At 63.1% G+C, this 16,354-nt stretch carries 18 protein-coding genes; 5 read left to right on the top strand and 13 right to left on the bottom strand.

All coding sequences use genetic code 11. The annotated features are described in order from the left end of the window. Nucleotide 1: 1 nt before the first annotated feature. Both X728_RS145945 and X728_RS145940 read left to right on the top strand, forming a co-directional pair. Nucleotides 2-1,063 (top strand): hypothetical protein, encoded by a 1,062-nt coding sequence (locus tag X728_RS145945; protein ID WP_023814537.1) that lies wholly within the window; start codon nucleotides 2-4, stop codon nucleotides 1,061-1,063. A gap of 91 nt (nucleotides 1,064-1,154) precedes the next feature. Further along, nucleotides 1,155-2,408, top strand: a complete 1,254-nt coding sequence (locus X728_RS145940; protein ID WP_027049051.1) for a low temperature requirement protein A — start codon at nucleotides 1,155-1,157, stop codon at nucleotides 2,406-2,408. 18 nt (nucleotides 2,409-2,426) lie between these two features. On the opposite strand, the gene X728_RS145935 is transcribed toward X728_RS145940, so the two are convergent. The 4 genes from X728_RS145935 to X728_RS145920 all read right to left on the bottom strand — a co-directional run bounded on the left by X728_RS145935 (nucleotide 2,427) and on the right by X728_RS145920 (nucleotide 4,766). Further along, entirely contained in the window at nucleotides 2,427-2,714 is a 288-nt protein-coding gene (locus X728_RS145935; protein WP_023681317.1) for a DUF1330 domain-containing protein, read from the bottom strand. A gap of 13 nt (nucleotides 2,715-2,727) precedes the next feature. Then, nucleotides 2,728-3,441, bottom strand: a complete 714-nt coding sequence (gene pyrF / locus X728_RS145930; protein WP_023714462.1) for an orotidine-5'-phosphate decarboxylase — start codon at nucleotides 3,439-3,441, stop codon at nucleotides 2,728-2,730. Further along, nucleotides 3,438-4,034: an NADPH-dependent FMN reductase gene (locus X728_RS145925; RefSeq protein WP_023832242.1), complete on the bottom strand. Its 597-nt coding sequence runs from the start codon at nucleotides 4,032-4,034 to the stop codon at nucleotides 3,438-3,440. Before X728_RS145925 ends, pyrF begins: the two co-directional genes overlap by 4 nt. A 120-nt stretch (nucleotides 4,035-4,154) precedes the next feature. Then, the gene (locus X728_RS145920; RefSeq protein WP_023687486.1) at nucleotides 4,155-4,766 is read right to left on the bottom strand and encodes a LysE family transporter; all 612 of its coding nucleotides are present in this window, start codon (nucleotides 4,764-4,766) and stop codon (nucleotides 4,155-4,157) included. Nucleotides 4,767-4,888: 122 nt separating this feature from the next. On the opposite strand from X728_RS145920, the gene X728_RS145915 reads away from it, so the two are divergent. Further along, nucleotides 4,889-5,797 (top strand): LysR family transcriptional regulator, encoded by a 909-nt coding sequence (locus X728_RS145915; protein WP_023681320.1) that lies wholly within the window; start codon nucleotides 4,889-4,891, stop codon nucleotides 5,795-5,797. Between the two features lie 95 nt (nucleotides 5,798-5,892). Here the strand turns inward: X728_RS145915 and pmtA are convergent, their stop codons facing one another. The 7 genes from pmtA to X728_RS145880 all read right to left on the bottom strand — a co-directional run bounded on the left by pmtA (nucleotide 5,893) and on the right by X728_RS145880 (nucleotide 13,902). Further along, the gene (gene pmtA / locus X728_RS145910) at nucleotides 5,893-6,498 is read right to left on the bottom strand and encodes a phospholipid N-methyltransferase PmtA (RefSeq protein WP_023725310.1); all 606 of its coding nucleotides are present in this window, start codon (nucleotides 6,496-6,498) and stop codon (nucleotides 5,893-5,895) included. A gap of 117 nt (nucleotides 6,499-6,615) precedes the next feature. Beyond that, the gene (gene dnaJ, locus X728_RS145905) at nucleotides 6,616-7,746 is read right to left on the bottom strand and encodes a molecular chaperone DnaJ (protein WP_023681322.1); all 1,131 of its coding nucleotides are present in this window, start codon (nucleotides 7,744-7,746) and stop codon (nucleotides 6,616-6,618) included. 219 nt (nucleotides 7,747-7,965) lie between these two features. Next, complete coding sequence (gene dnaK, locus X728_RS145900; RefSeq protein ID WP_023832243.1) at nucleotides 7,966-9,882, bottom strand: molecular chaperone DnaK; 1,917 nt, start codon at nucleotides 9,880-9,882, stop codon at nucleotides 7,966-7,968. Between the two features lie 371 nt (nucleotides 9,883-10,253). Further along, entirely contained in the window at nucleotides 10,254-11,252 is a 999-nt protein-coding gene (locus X728_RS145895) for an LLM class flavin-dependent oxidoreductase (protein ID WP_023673201.1), read from the bottom strand. A gap of 22 nt (nucleotides 11,253-11,274) precedes the next feature. Beyond that, nucleotides 11,275-11,478 carry an arylamine N-acetyltransferase gene (locus tag X728_RS145890; RefSeq protein ID WP_023673202.1) on the bottom strand — a complete coding sequence of 68 codons (204 nt, stop codon included), beginning with the start codon at nucleotides 11,476-11,478 and terminating at the stop codon, nucleotides 11,275-11,277. An 82-nt stretch (nucleotides 11,479-11,560) separates the two neighbouring features. Further along, a complete protein-coding gene (locus X728_RS145885) occupies nucleotides 11,561-12,730 on the bottom strand; it encodes an AI-2E family transporter (RefSeq protein ID WP_023673203.1) in 1,170 nt (389 codons plus the stop codon). Nucleotides 12,731-12,840: 110 nt separating this feature from the next. Beyond that, the gene (locus tag X728_RS145880; protein ID WP_023832244.1) at nucleotides 12,841-13,902 is read right to left on the bottom strand and encodes an LLM class flavin-dependent oxidoreductase; all 1,062 of its coding nucleotides are present in this window, start codon (nucleotides 13,900-13,902) and stop codon (nucleotides 12,841-12,843) included. A gap of 234 nt (nucleotides 13,903-14,136) precedes the next feature. Between X728_RS145880 and X728_RS145875 the strand changes: the two genes are divergently transcribed. Further along, on the top strand, nucleotides 14,137-14,565 hold the full coding sequence (locus X728_RS145875) for a DUF6481 family protein (protein WP_023832245.1): 429 nt from the start codon (nucleotides 14,137-14,139) through the stop codon (nucleotides 14,563-14,565). 88 nt (nucleotides 14,566-14,653) lie between these two features. On the opposite strand, the gene sugE is transcribed toward X728_RS145875, so the two are convergent. Together sugE and X728_RS1000000172095 are read right to left on the bottom strand one after the other, a co-directional pair. Next, nucleotides 14,654-14,968, bottom strand: coding sequence for a quaternary ammonium compound efflux SMR transporter SugE (gene sugE / locus X728_RS145870; RefSeq protein ID WP_023681326.1), 315 nt, complete (start codon nucleotides 14,966-14,968; stop codon nucleotides 14,654-14,656). Between the two features lie 205 nt (nucleotides 14,969-15,173). Then, nucleotides 15,174-15,299, bottom strand: a complete 126-nt coding sequence (locus tag X728_RS1000000172095; protein WP_006200611.1) for a hypothetical protein — start codon at nucleotides 15,297-15,299, stop codon at nucleotides 15,174-15,176. Between the two features lie 213 nt (nucleotides 15,300-15,512). Here X728_RS1000000172095 and X728_RS145865 point away from each other — a divergent pair, with 213 nt between their 5' ends. Further along, nucleotides 15,513-16,322 carry a transglutaminase family protein gene (locus X728_RS145865; protein ID WP_023687480.1) on the top strand — a complete coding sequence of 270 codons (810 nt, stop codon included), beginning with the start codon at nucleotides 15,513-15,515 and terminating at the stop codon, nucleotides 16,320-16,322. The last annotated feature ends 32 nt before the right edge of the window (nucleotides 16,323-16,354 follow it).

The following is a 16,354-nucleotide window of genomic DNA, read 5'->3' on the forward strand; positions in this document are numbered from 1 at the left end:
CATGCCGCGCCCGACCTTGATCCTCGTCTACGAGCCTGAAAAGGCCTGTTTCGACAGGCTGGTCGCCGATGGTTTTCCTGCCGAGCGTGCCTTGGAAATCTCGTCCTATCTGGCGCAATCGACCGATCTCGCGCCCGAATTCGATGAAATCACCGCCGCTTGCGGGCGGCGCGGCCTCGCCTTCATGCCGGTTGCACTCGACGATGCGTCAAGCGCGCTGGCGAAGGCCGATCCCGCAACCACGCTTGTCTGGACGCTGACCGACGGCATTGCCTATTTCCGCGGTGCTGCAGCGCCCGCACTTGCCAGGCTGAATGGGCTTAGAACCATCGGAGCCGACGATGCGCTGTTCGCGCTTTGCCAGGACAAGTTCCGCTCCGGCGCCGTGCTTTGCGCGCTCGGCCTGCCGGCGCCGCAGGCAGGCCTGGCCCGCGACGGCCGCTGGCTGGCCGCCCCGCCAGCTTCGGAAGCCGGCTGGTTCGTCAAGCCGAACCGGCTCGGCTCTAAGGTAGGCATCTGGCCGGATTCACGCTGCAACGACCTGGCCCATGCGCTGGAGCTTAGCCGGCGGGTCTATGCCGCTTATCGCGACGATGTCGTCGTCCAGCCCTATGTCGGCGGTCGCAATGTCCGCGCCAGCTTCCTTGGGCTGCAAACGGATGCCGGGGCGGAAGCGCTCGGCATTGCGTTCGTCGACTCCGGCGGCGATTTCCAGACCATGGCGGACTCGATGGCGCTTTACGGCGACACCGGCGAGGCCGCCAAGGCGGCTGGACTATACAGCGAGCCGGTGCTGGAGGCGGTTGCCGACACCCAGCCGGCAGCCGCGGCAACCATCCGCCGCATCGCCGAGCGGCTGGTCAGCGGACTTGGCCTGCGCGACGTGTTTTCCATCGATTTCAGGGTCGAGGCCACCGATCATGCCCACCTCATCGAGTTCGAAGTCTGTCCCGGCCTGCCCTGCTTCGATTTCCGCGCCTATTGCCGGCTGCAATGGAGCATGACGCTGGCCGATGCGGTTGCCGAGACGGCGGCGAACCGACTGAACCGACAGGCGATCTGAAAGGCCGCGGGGACCGGCACGACCTACCGCGCCTTGACGGCTTTTGCTCCACCTTTAGTGTCGCGGGACAGTCCTCAGGCAAGGCCGCGCGATGAGCACACCAGCAAGCTCCCTCCATCATCACATAAGGCGCATGGCCGGGCGCGATCCGCATGAGGCGCATCGCGTCGCCACGCCGCTCGAGCTGCTGTTCGATCTGACCTTCGTCACCGCCTTCAGCCTTGCCTCGTCGCAACTGGCGCATGCCTTGGCCGAGGGCCACTACGCGGCGGCGCTGATCGGCTTCGGCTTTGCCAGCTTCGCGATCTGCTGGGCGTGGATCAATTTCTCCTGGTTTTCCTCCGCCTATGACACCGACGATTGGATCTTCCGCCTCGTCACCATGGTGCAGATGATCGGCGTGCTGGTGCTGGCCATCGGCCTGCCGCGCATGTTCGCCTCGATCGAGCATGGCGAACACCTCAACAATTCGGTGATGGTGCTGGGCTACGTCATCATGCGCGTCGCCATGATCTTCCAATGGCTGCGCGCGGCGCGGCAGGACCCTGGGCGGCGGCGTGCCTGTCTCACCTATGCCATCGCCATCGCGATCGCCCAGATCGGCTGGGTGGTGCAGATCCTGGTCGATTTCTCGCTGGCGACGAGCCTGGCTTTCGGCGCGGTCCTGCTTCTCATCGAGCTTGCCGGACCGGTCATCGCCGAACGCCGGGATGGCGGCACGCCCTGGCACGCGCATCACGTCGCCGAGCGCTACAGCCTCTTCGCCATCATCGCGCTGGGCGAAGGGGTGGTCGGCACGCTGGCGACGCTGTCGGCCGTGGTCGAGGAGCAGGGCTGGAACCTCGATGCCGCCTTGATCGGCATTGCCGGAATGGGTCTCACCTTCGGCATGTGGTGGGTCTATTACATGCTGCCCTCGGGGACAGTGCTGCACCAGCACCGCAATCGCTCTTTTGTCTGGGGCTATGGCCAGATGCTGATCGTGGCGGCCATCGTCGCCACCGGCGCCGGGCTGCATGTCGCGGCCTATTTCATCGAGCACAAGGCCCATATCGGCCCGGTAGCGACCCTGCTCTCGGTCGCCATTCCGCTAGGCGTGTTCCTGGGGGCGATCTACGCGCTGTATTATTATCTCGTCCAGCGCTTCGATCCCCTCCATGTCTGGCTGCTGGCGGGAACGGCTGCGGTCGTCGCACTTGCCATCATCGCCGCCCTTGCCGGCGTCGACATGGCGGTCTGCCTCATCTTACTCACGCTAGCGCCGGCCGTCACCGTTGTCGGCTATGAGCTGTCGGGGCACCGCCATCAACTGGAGGTGCTGGCGCAGGAGGAAGCGCCGCACTGAGCAGAGCAGCTTCGCGCGTCAGATACCCTCGACCAGCACGATCTCGCCATCGGCTACTTTCTGACGGATGGCCACGGCGCGCTGGTACTCCGGCGAGTGGTAGCAATCGTGCGCCGCGCTGAGCGATTCGAACTCGATAATGACATTGCGGGCGCGGCCAGGCCCCTCGGCCTTTTCATGCTCACCGCCACGGGCAAGGAACTTCACGTCGAAACGGTCGAAAGCGAGCTTGGCGGCAGCGACATAGTCCTTGTAGCCTTCGGCGTCGCGCACATCGACGCGGGCTATCCAGTATCCCTTGGGCATTTTCTTCTCCTCGTTACGCGGCGCGCATCTCTTCCAGTATGGCTTCCGCCGCCGCGCGCCTGTCGCTTGCCGCCACGATTGGCCGGCCCACAACAAGATGGCTGGAGCCGTTGCGGATCGCCTGGCCGGGCGTCACCACGCGTTTCTGGTCGCCATGGTCGCTGCCCTTGGGCCGTATCCCCGGTGTCACCACCGCCAGGTCGGGTCCGACGATGCGGCGCACCGCTTCCGCCTCCTCGGCCGAGCAGACGACGCCGCCGATGCCGGCATGCAACGCCTGTTCGGCGCGTCTCAGCACCAGCGTGTGAGGGTCGTATTCATAGCCGGCGTCGATCACGTCCTGCTCGTCCATCGAGGTCAGCACGCTGACCGCCAGCAGGCAGAGGTCGCTGCCCCTGGCGGCCTCCACCGCGGCTCGCATCGCCTTGGGATAGGCGTGGATGGTCAGCATGGTCATGCCCATGCGCACGATGTTCTCGACACCCTTCGCCACCGTGTGGTCGATGTCGAGCAGCTTCATGTCGAGGAAGATTTTCGTGCCGCCGCTGGCCAACTCCCTGGCGAAGTCGAGCCCGCCGGCGAAGGCCAGCTGATAGCCGATCTTGTAGAAGGAGACGACGCCGTCGAGCTCCTGCACCGCCTGTTCGGCCTCTTTCACCGTCGGCACGTCGAGGCCGACGATCAGCCTTTCTCTCATGGTATGGGCCTGCATGGCTGTGGAAATCATGCCCCGGTCCGGGTCGACAGCATGCGCGAGGTTTCGATCAGCGTGCGGCATAGGTGCTCCATCGATTTGGTCAGTCTCTCATCCCTGAAATTGCCGTCGCCGTCGAAGGCACTGCCGCCATCGGATACCGAGCATTCCGGCGTCACCATCTCCAACTGGCAGCGCACCAGCACGGCGCGCAGATGGTTGATGCAGCGGATCCCGGCGAAATGTCCGTTGGAAGACGAGCACAGGCCGGCGACCTTGCCGACAAGCGGCCTCACCGGCCAGCCGCCATCGAGGCGCACCTGGCTTACCCAGTCGATCGTGTTCTTGAGCAGTGGCGGGATCGAGCCATTATATTCCGGCGTCGCGATCAGTAGCCCGTCATGGGCGGCGATCAGCCGGCCGAGCTTCACGGCGTTGTCGGGAACGCCTTTTTCCTTTTCGAGGTCCTCGTCGATGATCGGCAGCGGATAGTCGGCCAGCGAAATGCGCGTCACCTCGGCGCCTTGCATGGCCAGCTCCTTCTGCGCCACATCGGCGGTCCTGCCGCTGAAGGCGCCGCTGCGCACCGAGCCGGCGAAGACGAGGATTTTCGCGATCACAGCCATTGGCCACTCTTGTTCCCGGACAGGTACAGCCAGAGGCTGCGCAAATCAACGCACTGGCTCAAAAAACGGAAACGATCGGGGGGCAGGCGCGCGAAGGTGTGCCGAGCAGCTGGGCTATTGCTAGTGGGTGACCGCAATTCTTGCACTCAGCGCGATGAGTGCAACTCCGAGCAAGGCATCTATCGGCCTGCGGACGCTGCCATATACCGACCGAACCCTTCTTGTGGAGAACATTAGCGCGACAAGCCCAAACCACGCCATCGCGACCAGCCCGATTATGGCCAGCGACACTGCCTGGACCCAGATCGGAGCCTGCATCGGCAATACCGATATGAACAGGCTCGCGAAGAACGCGGCCGTCTTCGGATTTGTAATTCCGACAACGAATCCGCTTCGCCAAGGAGCCGTGGTCTCTGCGCCACCGACGGCCAGCGGTGGCCGCGCCTGCCAAGCCGACAAAAGGATCTTGCTGCCCAGGTAACCGAGATACACGGCACCGGCGATCCGGACGGCAAGGTGAGCCCATGCAATCTGCGTCAGTACGAGGCCCAGGCCACACATCGCGAGAGCCGCCCACACCATGATCGCTGCGGCAATGCCAAGCGCCACATGGAACCCCGCGCGACGGCTGATCAGCGCATGGGAAGTCACGGCTACAAAATCGGGTCCTGGGCTCATGGCGCCGAGCAGGAAGACCGAAGCAAGGGTCAGGAATTGCGGAAGGTAGCTCATGCGATACTCCAGTTTCAGTCTCGTCGTACCGCACGCCTGCATGCCGGAGAGGCCAGGAAAGCCGCTCGCCGATTTCGAGGGTCGTTTCCCTCACCTTCACAAAACCTACAGCGCTCTTTAATATGAGCGAAATGAAAGATATTTCGGCAGCCATGAACAAAGCTAATATCAACATCACGATGGTGCGCGTCCTGACATCGCTCAGCGAGACGCGCAGCTTCACCAAAACCGCCGAGCGGCTCTGTCTTTCTCAATCGGCCATAAGCCATGCAATGAAGGCGCTGGAGGAGATCGTTGGCGCGCCCCTCGTCATACGTGATCGGCGCGGTGTCGCTTTCACCGCAACCGGCGAGGCGGCTTTGGACGCGGCGCGCGCCGCTTTGCATGCTTTAGGCCGTCTTGTCGGCCTACGGGAACACTCCATCAAAGGCAGAGTACGGCTCGCGCTGGTCAGCAGCGCCTCGGTAAAGATTGCTCCATATGCGTTGAACATTACTTCCGTCCGGCACCCGGAGCTTGCTGTCGAACTGCTCTTGGGCACGGATACCGAGGTGGCGGAGTGGGTCGATCGCGGTGCCGCCGATATTGGACTGTCCTACATCGCCGGCAATTGCCAAGCCGAGGAACTTGTCGACGACGAACTCTTTGTGGCGTCATCGCAAAAGAACTCAGTCCAAGGCGGGTCATTTCCGATCCGCGCTCTCGACGGCCAGCCATTCATTATGTCGAGCGGCGGCTGCGGACCAATGCTTGCCGAATTGTTCCAGGATTTTGGCGTTGCGCCAGTTGTCATCCTGTCGGCGAGCGATATGGCGGCGCTGCTTGCTCTGGTTGGGGCCGGGCGCGGTTTGTCGATTGCGCCAGGCCTGGCGTTTCCGGCCGATTGGCAGCGAACCGTCGCGAGGCGTCCTCTTGAGCCGCGTGCGCGTCGGCCTCTGCTGCTTCTGTTCTCCAGCAGCGCCGAAGCAACGGCCGTGCGGGCCATGTGCGCGGCGATCAGAGAGGTCGCCACGAGTTTGCGAGGCGGATAACAGTCAAGGATGTGGATCGACCCTCAATCGAGCTTCCTTCGGGAGACGTCGATCCTTTACAAGGCGCCAGAGACTTCTCCCGCCCCCAATACCAGCTAATGCGCTTCGCGCCGGTAGATCCACAGCTGCGTCGGCGGGATGTTGCGGAAGATGAAGTCGAAATGCTTGACCGTGTAATTGCCGCGGCCGGGCGGGATCGGCGACAACGGCCCATAGGTCAGCTGCACGATCGGCCGTCCAACCGGGATGCGGTCTAGCAGGCTTTCAATATAGGCGATCCGCTGTGCGACCGGAAAATTGAGCAGCGGCACGCCGGAGACGACGGAATCGAAAATCATCCCGCTCTTCTCCCCAAGCGTGGCGTTGAGATTGAAGGCATCACCCTCGATGACGTTGACGCCGGGATAGAGCTGGCGCAGATGGCGCACGAAATCGGTGGAATATTCGACCGCGTAGAGGTTTTCGGGCTTAACGCCCTGGGCGAGGATTGCACGCGTGATGACGCCTGTGCCGGGGCCGACTTCAAGCACCGGCAGGCCAGACTTCGGATTGACGATGGAAGCCATCTTGCGGGCGGTGACGGAGCTTGTCGGCACGATCGAACCGACCGACTTCGGCTTGTCGATCCAGCCTTTGAAGAATTTGAGTTCGTCGTCGAACTTTTCCGCCAGCGCCTTCCGCAATCCCGGACCACGTGCCATGCAAGTTCTCCTCAACACTCCCCGAACGCTACTTAGCAGCTAACAGGTCCAAGGCAAGGCGCGATCTGGCATAAGATGTTGATGACGTTCGGGAAGCGTGGCGGCCTTGGTTTGGGTTCAGTGCTCGCCGAAGGATTCGAAAAAGTCCTTCATGCGGGCGAAAAAGCCGCTCGACTGGGGCGAATTGTCCTTCGACGACAGCTGCTCGAACTCTTCCAGCAGCTCGCGCTGGCGGCGCGACAGGTTTTGCGGCGTTTCGACCGCGGTCTGGATGTAGAGGTCGCCGACATTGGGCTGGCGCAGCACCGGCATGCCCTTGCCCTTGAGGCGGAACTGGCGGCCGTTCTGCGTGCCTTCGGTCACTTTCACCTTGGTCTGGCTGCCGTCCAGCGTCGTCACCTCGAACGAGCCGCCAAGGGCGGCCGTCGTCATCGATATCGGCACCTTGCAGTAGAGATCGGCGCCATCGCGCTGGAAGAATTCATGCGGCTTCACCGCCAGAAAAATATAGAGGTCGCCCGATGGGCCGCCGCGCAGGCCCGCCTCGCCCTCATTGGCAAGCCGGATGCGGGTGCCATCCTCGATGCCGGCCGGGATATTGACCGACAGCGAGCGTTCCTCAGTGACGCGGCCCTGGCCGGCGCATTTCGGGCACGGGTCCTTGATCGTCTGCCCGCGGCCTTGGCATTGCGGGCAGGTACGCTCGATCGAGAAGAAGCCTTGCGTCGCCCGTACCTTGCCGTGGCCATGGCACATCGAGCAGGTCACCGGCTGGGTGCCGGGCTTGGCGCCGGTCCCGGAGCATTCCGTGCATGAGATCGAGGCCGGCACGCGGATTTGCGCGGTCTTGCCGGCAAACGCTTCTTCCAGCGTGATTTCCATATTGTAGCGCAAATCGGCGCCGCGTTCGCGGCCGCCCGACGAGCGGCGCTGGCGCCCGCCCATCATGTCGCCGAAAATATCTTCGAAAATGTCGGCGAAGCCGCCGGCGCCAAAACCTTGCGCGCCGCCATTCATGCCGCCCTGCTCGAAGGCGGCGTGACCGAAACGGTCATAGGCCGCGCGCTTCTGCGGGTCCTTCAGCGTTTCGTAGGCTTCGTTGATTTCCTTGAACTTATGCTCGCATGAGTGATCGCCGGGATTGCGGTCGGGATGGAACTGCATGGCCAGCTTGCGGAAAGCGCTCTTGAGCTCCTTCTCGTCGGCGCCCTTTTGCACGCCCAGCGTCTCGTAGAAATCAGCTTTCATCTTTTCCCGCAGTCCGGATGCTCAACGTCTTGATGCATGTTGCGTCGTTTGCCGGCACGTTGTCTCGATTTAGGAGCGGTGCTGCCCGGATGCTAGGGCCGGCGCGCTTGTGCCTGTGTTTTTCAGTGACTTTTTCGGCAAGGCCCGCACTTTTTCAGCGAGGGTTGCAAAAAAGCCCGGCTTTGCGCCGGGCTTTCCGCTTTATTTGCCGTCAACCGGTCAGGCCGACTTCTTCTTCTCGTCGTTTTCGTCGATTTCCTCGAAATCGGCGTCGACCACATCGCTATCCTTGGCCGCGTCCGCCTTGGCGTCGGCTTCCGCCGCTTCCTTCTGCGAAGCTTCGTACATGGCCTGGCCGAGCTTCATGGATGCTTCGGCAAGCGTCTGCGACTTGGCCTCGATGTCGGCGGCATCGTCGCCTTCGGCAGCAGCCTTCAGCGCCGTGATAGCCTCCGATATCGCCGTGCGCTCGGTTTCCGAAACCTTGTCGCCATATTCTTTCAGCGACTTCTCGGAGGAGTGCACCAGCGCCTCGGCCTGGTTGCGGGCCTCGACCAAGGCGCGCCGCTGCTTGTCGGTCTCGGCATTGGCTTCGGCGTCCTTGACCATCTTCTCGATGTCGGCGTCCGAAAGGCCACCAGAGGCCTGGATGCGGATCTGGTGCTCCTTGCCGGTGCCCTTGTCCTTGGCCGAAACGTTGACGATGCCGTTGGCGTCGATGTCGAAAGTGACCTCGATCTGCGGCACGCCGCGCGGCGCCGGCGGAATGCCGACCAGGTCGAACTGGCCGAGCGCCTTGTTGTCGGCAGCCATTTCACGCTCGCCCTGGAAGACGCGGATGGTCACGGCCGACTGACTGTCTTCAGCGGTCGAGAACACCTGGCTCTTCTTGGTCGGGATGGTCGTGTTGCGTTCGATCAGGCGGGTAAACACGCCACCCAGCGTCTCGATGCCGAGCGACAGCGGCGTCACGTCGAGCAGCAGCACGTCCTTCACGTCGCCCTGCAGCACGCCGGCCTGGATTGCGGCGCCGAGTGCGACGACCTCATCCGGGTTGACGCCCTTGTGCGGCTCCTTGCCGAAGAACTGCTTCACGATCTCCTGGATCTTGGGCATGCGGGTCATGCCGCCGACCAGGACCACTTCGTCGATCTCGCCAGCCTTCAGCCCGGCATCCTTGAGCGCTGCCTTGCAGGGCTCGATGGTGCGCTGGACGAGATCGTCGACCAGCTGCTCGAACTTGGCACGGGTCAGCTTCAGTGTCAGGTGCTTGGGGCCGGTCGCGTCGGCGGTGATGAAGGGCAGGTTGATTTCGGTCTGCGTCGTCGACGACAGCTCGATTTTGGCCTTTTCAGCCGCCTCCTTGAGGCGCTGCAGCGCAAGCTTGTCGTTCTTCAGGTCGATGCCCTGTTCCTTCTTGAACTCGGCCGCCAGGTATTCGACGAGACGCATGTCGAAATCCTCGCCGCCGAGGAAGGTGTCGCCATTGGTCGACTTCACTTCGAACACGCCGTCGCCGATTTCGAGCACCGAAATGTCGAACGTGCCGCCGCCAAGGTCATAGACGGCAATGGTCTTGCCATCCTTCTTGTCGAGGCCGTAGGCAAGTGCTGCAGCCGTCGGCTCGTTGATGATGCGCAGCACCTCAAGGCCGGCGATCTTGCCGGCGTCCTTGGTGGCCTGGCGCTGGGCGTCATTGAAATAGGCCGGAACGGTGATGACCGCCTTCTCGACCTTCTCGCCGAGATAGGCCTCCGCCGTTTCCTTCATCTTCTGCAGGATCATGGCCGAGATCTGGCTGGGCGACTGCTTCTTGCCGCCGGCCTCGACCCAGGCATCGCCATTGTCGCCCCTGACGATCTTGTAGGGGACAAGCTTCTTGTCCTTCTCCGTCACCGGGTCGTCATAGCGGCGGCCGATCAGGCGCTTGACCGCGAAGATGGTGTTTTCAGGATTGGTGACCGCCTGGCGCTTGGCCGGCTGGCCGACGAGACGTTCGCCGTCGCCCGAGATGGCGACGATGGAAGGCGTCGTGCGCGCGCCTTCCGCATTTTCAATGACCTTGGGCTCCTTGCCATCCATGATGGCGATGCAGGAGTTGGTGGTGCCGAGATCGATACCGATTACTTTTGCCATTTTTCTAGTCTCTCCGCTAAGCAGGCTCTCAGGACCCGTAAGGCGTTCCGACGAAAGCCCCTGTTCACAAGAAATTCCGCTCCGGCAACCGGCATTCCGGCACTGGGCGGCTTGGCGCGTATATAAGAACAGGCGGCATCGGGCGCAAGCATTCTGCGCATGGCATCCACCGCGCCGCGCTTGGCGCCTTTGAACAGCCGCCCAGCGGCCCGGATGTGCTCCAACCGCGCTCAAAACCCCAGGATCTGCGCGATCCCCCGGCGAAGCGCCCAGTCAGGGCTTCGAAACCACAAGAAAACGTCACCTATGCGTGAGAGAGGCGGCTCCTGGCTGAGGAAGGCGCCTGCCCACAGCAGACACAGGCAAAAGCGTCACGCGGCCTGCGACAGCGATTTATGCGCCTCGGCCAGGATTTCGAACGAGCGCACGCGTGCCGCATGGTCGAAGATCTGCGCGGTCACCATCAGCTCGTCTGCGCCGGTGCGGCGCACGAACGCGTCTATGCCTTGCCGGACGGTTTCGGGAGAGCCGACGACGGCGCAGGACAGCGCCTGCGAAATCATGGTTTTTGCCATCGGCTCGAGCGTCTGGTCATAGCCCTCGACCGGCGGCGGCAGGCGGCCGGCCCGCCCGGTGCGCAGATTGACGAAGGCCTGCTGGAGCGAGGTGAACAGCAGTTTTGCCTCTCCATCGGTCGGTGCGGCGAAAACGTTGAGGCCGAGCATGACATAGGGCTTGTCCAGCTGTTCCGAAGGCTGGAAGCGCGAACGGTAGATCTCCAGCGCATGGTCCAGTTCGGCCGGCGCGAAATGCGAGGCGAAGGCATAGGGCAGGCCGAGCATGGCGGCGAGCTGCGCGCCATAGAGGCTGGAACCGAGGATCCAGACCGGCACCTTCTGGCCTTCGCCGGGCACGGCGTGGATACGCTGGCCTTCCGCGGCCGGCTGGAAATAGCCCATCAGCTCGACGACATCCTGGGGGAAATTGTCTGACGCCTCGAGATTGCGGCGCAGCGCGCGCGCTGTTCCCATATCGGTGCCGGGCGCGCGGCCGAGGCCGAGGTCGATGCGGCCGGGGTGCAGTGCCGCCAGCGTGCCGAACTGCTCGGCAATCACCAGCGGCGCATGGTTGGGCAGCATGATGCCACCGGCGCCGACGCGGATGGTCTTGGTGCCGCCGGCGACATGGGCGATGACGACGGCGGTCGCCGCGCTGGCGATGCCCGGCATGTTGTGGTGCTCGGCCAGCCAGTAGCGCCTGTAGCCGAGCCGCTCGGCATGGCGGGCCAGGTCGAGCGAATTTGCCAGCGATTGCGAGGCGTCGCTGCCTTCGACGATCGGCGACAGGTCGAGAACGGAAAGTGCGGTCATGGGCCTCAAGCCTTTACGATGTTCAACTGCCTGACCCTGGTTTCGAAGGCGCGGTCGGGAATGACGATGTCGAGCTGGTGCCAAGCAACGGGTCCATATTCTCGAACGGGATCGCCTGCGGACGCTGGCGATGCGGCGCGCTCAGCGTGCCGAGCGGAGCATCGATCGGGCCGCGATAGCCGATGCGGTCGAAATAGGAATCGAGGTCGAAGGAGGCATCTTTCATCGCAGGGTCCGGCTTGACCGGCTCGATATAGGCACTCCGCCTGAAGACAACAAATGCGCGATGACGGGCAGGCGCGGCAAGCTTATGCCGCTGCCTTTCCGTTCTCTTCGGCCGCTTCTTCCTCCACCACGGCCGTCTGCTGTGCGGCGAGAAAATTGCCGACATGGCTGAGGCCATCGAAATGATCGCAGAACACTTTGACGACGACCAACAGCGGCACCGCCATCAGCGCGCCGACAAAGCCCCAAAGCCAGGACCAGAAGGCGATGGCGATGAAGATCGCCACGGCGTTGATCTCGAGGCGTCGGCCGACAACCATCGGCGTAACGAACTGGCCTTCGACGATGTCGCACAAAAGCACGAAGCCCGGCGCCAAAAGGGCGTAGGTGATCGAGTCGAAGCTGATCATCGCAATGACGCTGACCAGCACGATGGTGATCAGCGCGCCGACATAGGGCAGGAAGTTGAGCAGCGCCGCCATCGTTCCCCAGACGAGCGGGTTGGGCATGCCGAGCGCCCACAGGCCAAGGCCGATAACCGCGCCGAGACCGGCATTGATGACGGTGACGGTGAGCAGATAATGCGAGATTTCGCGCTCGACGTCATAGACGACGCGCAAGGCCCGCTTCTTCTCACTGAGGCTGGCGAAGGACTGGATGATCTTCTCATAGAACATCGTGCCTGACGCCAGCAGGAACAGCGACAGCACGAAGATGATGGTCAGGCTTGTCCCCGCCGACAGGACGTTGCTGGCGGCGGCCGACAGGACGCCGGACTGTGCCATCGCCACCTTCTGGATGCCCGGCTCCTGCGAGGTCTCCGTCATCTGTTCGATCTGATGCGAGATCTGCATGATCCTCTCGAGCGGACGCCGTAATTGCGCCAGCCGTTCGGTAAGTTGTTGGCCGATCGACGAGGTGTTGTTGAGAAGGTCGATGACCGGGCCGCTGAGCAGATAGCCGGCAACGCCGAAGACGCAGATCGACAGCACGACCAACATTGTCGCCGAAACCACTTCCGGAATGCCGCGCTTGCGCAGGAAGCGCACGATTGGTGTCAGCGTCAGCGTCAGCAGGAAGGCGAGGATGACCGGCATGAAGAAAGCACGCGCGAAATACAGCGCGTAGATGGCCATGAACAGGAAGATCCCGATGAGCAGCGAACGCATCAGATGCGTGTCGGCACGCGCCACAACTCTCGCCTCTTCGGTCTCGGCAAGGCCAGCACCCAAAGCGGCGGGTTCGGCTTTCATGATTTTCCCTCAGCGGCGCACCGCAATTGGTGCTTTCCCCTGACGGAAACGCCTCTGCAAGCCCAAGGTTCCGTTAGCCGGCAAGGCCCTCAATCCGGGCCGCCCGTCGCTCAGGCGGCTGGCGCTGCGACGGCGACGCCGGGCTTGGCGGTCTCCTTGCGTACGATCGGCGCCACCTTGGTGCCGTACAGTTCGATCGCCTTCATGATCTTGGCGTGCGGCATGGCGCCGATCGCCATCTGCAGCAGGAAGCGGTCATTGTTGAAGATCTTGTGCTGGGCGACGATCTTTTCCGCCACCTGCTCCGGATCGCCGACGAACAGCGCGCCGTTCGGACCACGCGACTGATCGAAATGCGCCCGCGAGGTCGGGCCCCAGCCGCGCTCGCGGCCGATGCGGTTCATCACTTCGGCCTGCGGGCCATAGAAATCGTCGGCCGCCTGTTCAGTGGTGCCGGCGATGAAGCCGTGCACATTGATGCTGGTGGCAAGGCCCGAGGGGTCGGTACCGGCCCGCCTTGCGGCATCGCGATAAATGTCGAACAGCGGTGCAAACCGCGCCGGCTCGCCGCCGATGATGGCCAGTGCCAGCGGCAAACCGAGCACGCCCGCGCGCGCCGCAGATTGCGGCGTTCCACCTATTGCGATCCAGATCGGCAATTTGTCCTGCAGCGGCCGCGGATAGACGCCGCGGTCGTTGATCGGCGCGCGCAGATTGCCGGACCAGGTAACTTTGACGCCGTCGCGTATGGCCAGCAGCAAATCGAGCTTTTCGGCGAACAGCTCGTCATAGTCCTCGAGATTGTAGCCGAACAGCGGGAAGGATTCGATGAACGAACCGCGCCCGGCCATGATCTCGGCCCGGCCGCCCGACAAAAGGTCGAGCGTTGCGAACTGCTGGAAGACGCGAACCGGATCGTCGGAGGACAGCACGGTGACCGCGCTGGTCAGCTGGATGCGCTTGGTGCGTTCGGCGGCAGCGGCCAGGGCCACCACCGGCGCGGACGCGGCATAGTCGGGGCGGTGATGTTCGCCCAGACCAAAGACGTCGAGGCCGACCTGGTCGGCCAGCTCGACCTCCTCGATCAGATTGCGCAGCCGCTGATGCGAGCCGATCGCGCCGGGGCCGGGCTCCGGGCTGACGTCGGCGAAAGTGTAGAGACCGAGTTCCATGGCATGTCATCCAAATGTTCTGATTTGCCGCTAGAGGTAGCGGCGAGCCGCCCCGGCCGCCAGAGGGGCGGATAGTGAACAGTGCATGTCGGTTTCGGCCGGCTTTGTTTCAGGGAAAACGCGTCTCCCGGCTGCAACAGCCTAAACTTTCATGGCTGGCATACCGTTTTGGCGCTTGAACTCTCGGTTTTCGCGCGTATGTAAGCGTCGCGAATTGACTTCAGGGAAGTGGACTTGGCTATCTACAGGGAAAAAGACATTTTCGAGCGGCGCAATGCCGCGAACGAGGCAAAGAAGGCGCTTCTGGAGCGCTTCAAGTCAAAGCCGGCGGCTGATGATCCTGCGGTTCTGGCCAAACAGGCCGGACGCAAGGCGATTCTTGAGGCTCGCGAAATACGCGAGGCCGAAAAGGCCAGGCTGAAGCAGGAAAAGCTGGCACGCGAGGCGGTCGAGAAGGCCGAGCGCGAGGCAGCAGCCGAAGCGGCGCGTATTGCGGCCGAAGAGGCAGCGCAGGCTGAAGCGAAGATCAAGGAAGCCGAAGAAAACGAGCGCATTGCCCGTTTGCTGGCCGACGAAGCCGAACGCAAGGCCAAGCGCGACGCACGCTATGCGGCGCGCAAGCAGCGTACCGGCAGGACGCCTCCGGGCTTCTCCGCCCGCTAACGCTTCGATCGAAACGATCGGACATCAGGGTCGCCTTCCAGCGGCCCTGAAGGCGTTTGCCTAATTTAAGGGTTTGATGCCTCGGAGCTCAGGCGGCGAGCTTCAGCCCCATAATGCCGCAGACGATGAGCGCAATGCAGGCGAGCCGGATGGCCGTCGCAGGCTCGCCCAGCAGCCAGATGCCAAGCAGCGCCGTGCCGACCGTGCCGATGCCGGTCCACACCGCATAGGCCGTGCCGACGGGCAGCGTCTTCAGCGCCAGGCCAAGCAGGCCCAGGCTGATGATCATCGAGGCGACGGTGAGCACCGTCGGCAGCGGCTTCGAGAAGCCGTCGGTGTATTTGAGGCCGATCGCCCAGCCGATTTCGAACAGGCCGGCGAAAAACAGAAAAATCCACGACATCGGGATGCACTCCATTCCATGAGCATGGCGGGCCGTCCCGGCCGATTTATGGGAAGGCGCGAGGTCGTCCTCGCCGCTTCGACACAAGCGGCTGCGCCGGTGCGATCAACAAAACACCGGCCGCATCGTTCATGCCGCCGGTGTCAAAATCTGCGCCGAAACGGTTTGTCCGGATTTCAACCGTCCAAGATCTTCCGAGGCGGGCTTACTTTTCCTTGAGCCTCATCGCCTTGACGGGCGGCGCCTTGAGTGCCGGAGCCGCTGCGGGCTTCTTGGCGTCTTTTTTCGGCTTCCGAGCTTCCTTGCCCGCCTTCATCGCACCTTTAGCCATGATTCGTTCCTCCAGTTGCTGGGAGGCCAAGTGAAACAAGAGAAACGCCGGACTGCAAGGGGGCGGGCGTCTGTCGCCGGCGCCGTCGGGCCGCTTTCAACCGGTTTCTAATTTGCTCGTAAACCATTGCGGTCCGTGCCATGGTTGCCTTCGCACTGCAGCATCGGCCATGCCTTCGCCCGGCGATGATCAGGCAGTGCGGTCAGGACGACAATGCGAATCCGCATCGGCAGCGAGATGAGTTTCGATTTTCCGCAGGAAACGCCGCTGATCGCGATGCTCAATGTCCACTACTCCAGGGCCTCCGATCTCGAGCGCCCGGATTTCCTGACCTCCAACCCGCCGGTGCCGATCCAGAGCTACCGCGACAGTTTCGGCAATTGGTGCAACCGTTTCGTCGCCCCGCCCGGGCGCTTCACCTTCGGCACCGATTCGGTAATCCGCGACCCCGGCACGTTCGAGATGGGCGACCTGATGGCCTGGCAGCACGAGGTGCGCGATCTGCCGTCGGACACATTGCTCTTCCTGTTGCCGAGCCGCTTTTGCGAGAGCGATCTGCTGGCCAGCGAAGCCTGGCGGCTGTTCGGGCATACGCCGCTTGGCATTGCGCGCGTCCAGGCGGTCTGCGACTTCGTCCACAACCACATCGTCTTCAGCTACGGCAATGCGCGGCCGACCCGCACCGCCGCGGAAGCCTATCGCGAGCAAAGCGGCGTCTGCCGCGACTTTGCCCACCTTGCGGTCACCTTCTGCCGTGCGCTCAATATCCCGACCCGCTACTGCACCGGCTACATCAGCGACATCGGCCTGCCCAAACCTTGGGCGAGCATGGATTTCGCAGCCTGGATGGAGGTCTATCTCGGTGGCCGCTGGCATGTCTTCGATCCGCGGAACAATTCGCCACGCATCGGCCGCATCCTGATCGCGTCGGGTCGCGACGCCGCCGACGTGCCTCTGACCCACATCTTCGGACCGGGCACGCTGGCTGGTTTCAAGGTGTGGACGGACGAGATCATCGAATAGGGGCGTCTTTCCGCAAGCTGGCCTACAAGACC

The sequence above is a fragment of the Mesorhizobium sp. L103C119B0 genome, from assembly GCF_000502235.1.
GTDB lineage: Bacteria > Pseudomonadota > Alphaproteobacteria > Rhizobiales > Rhizobiaceae > Mesorhizobium.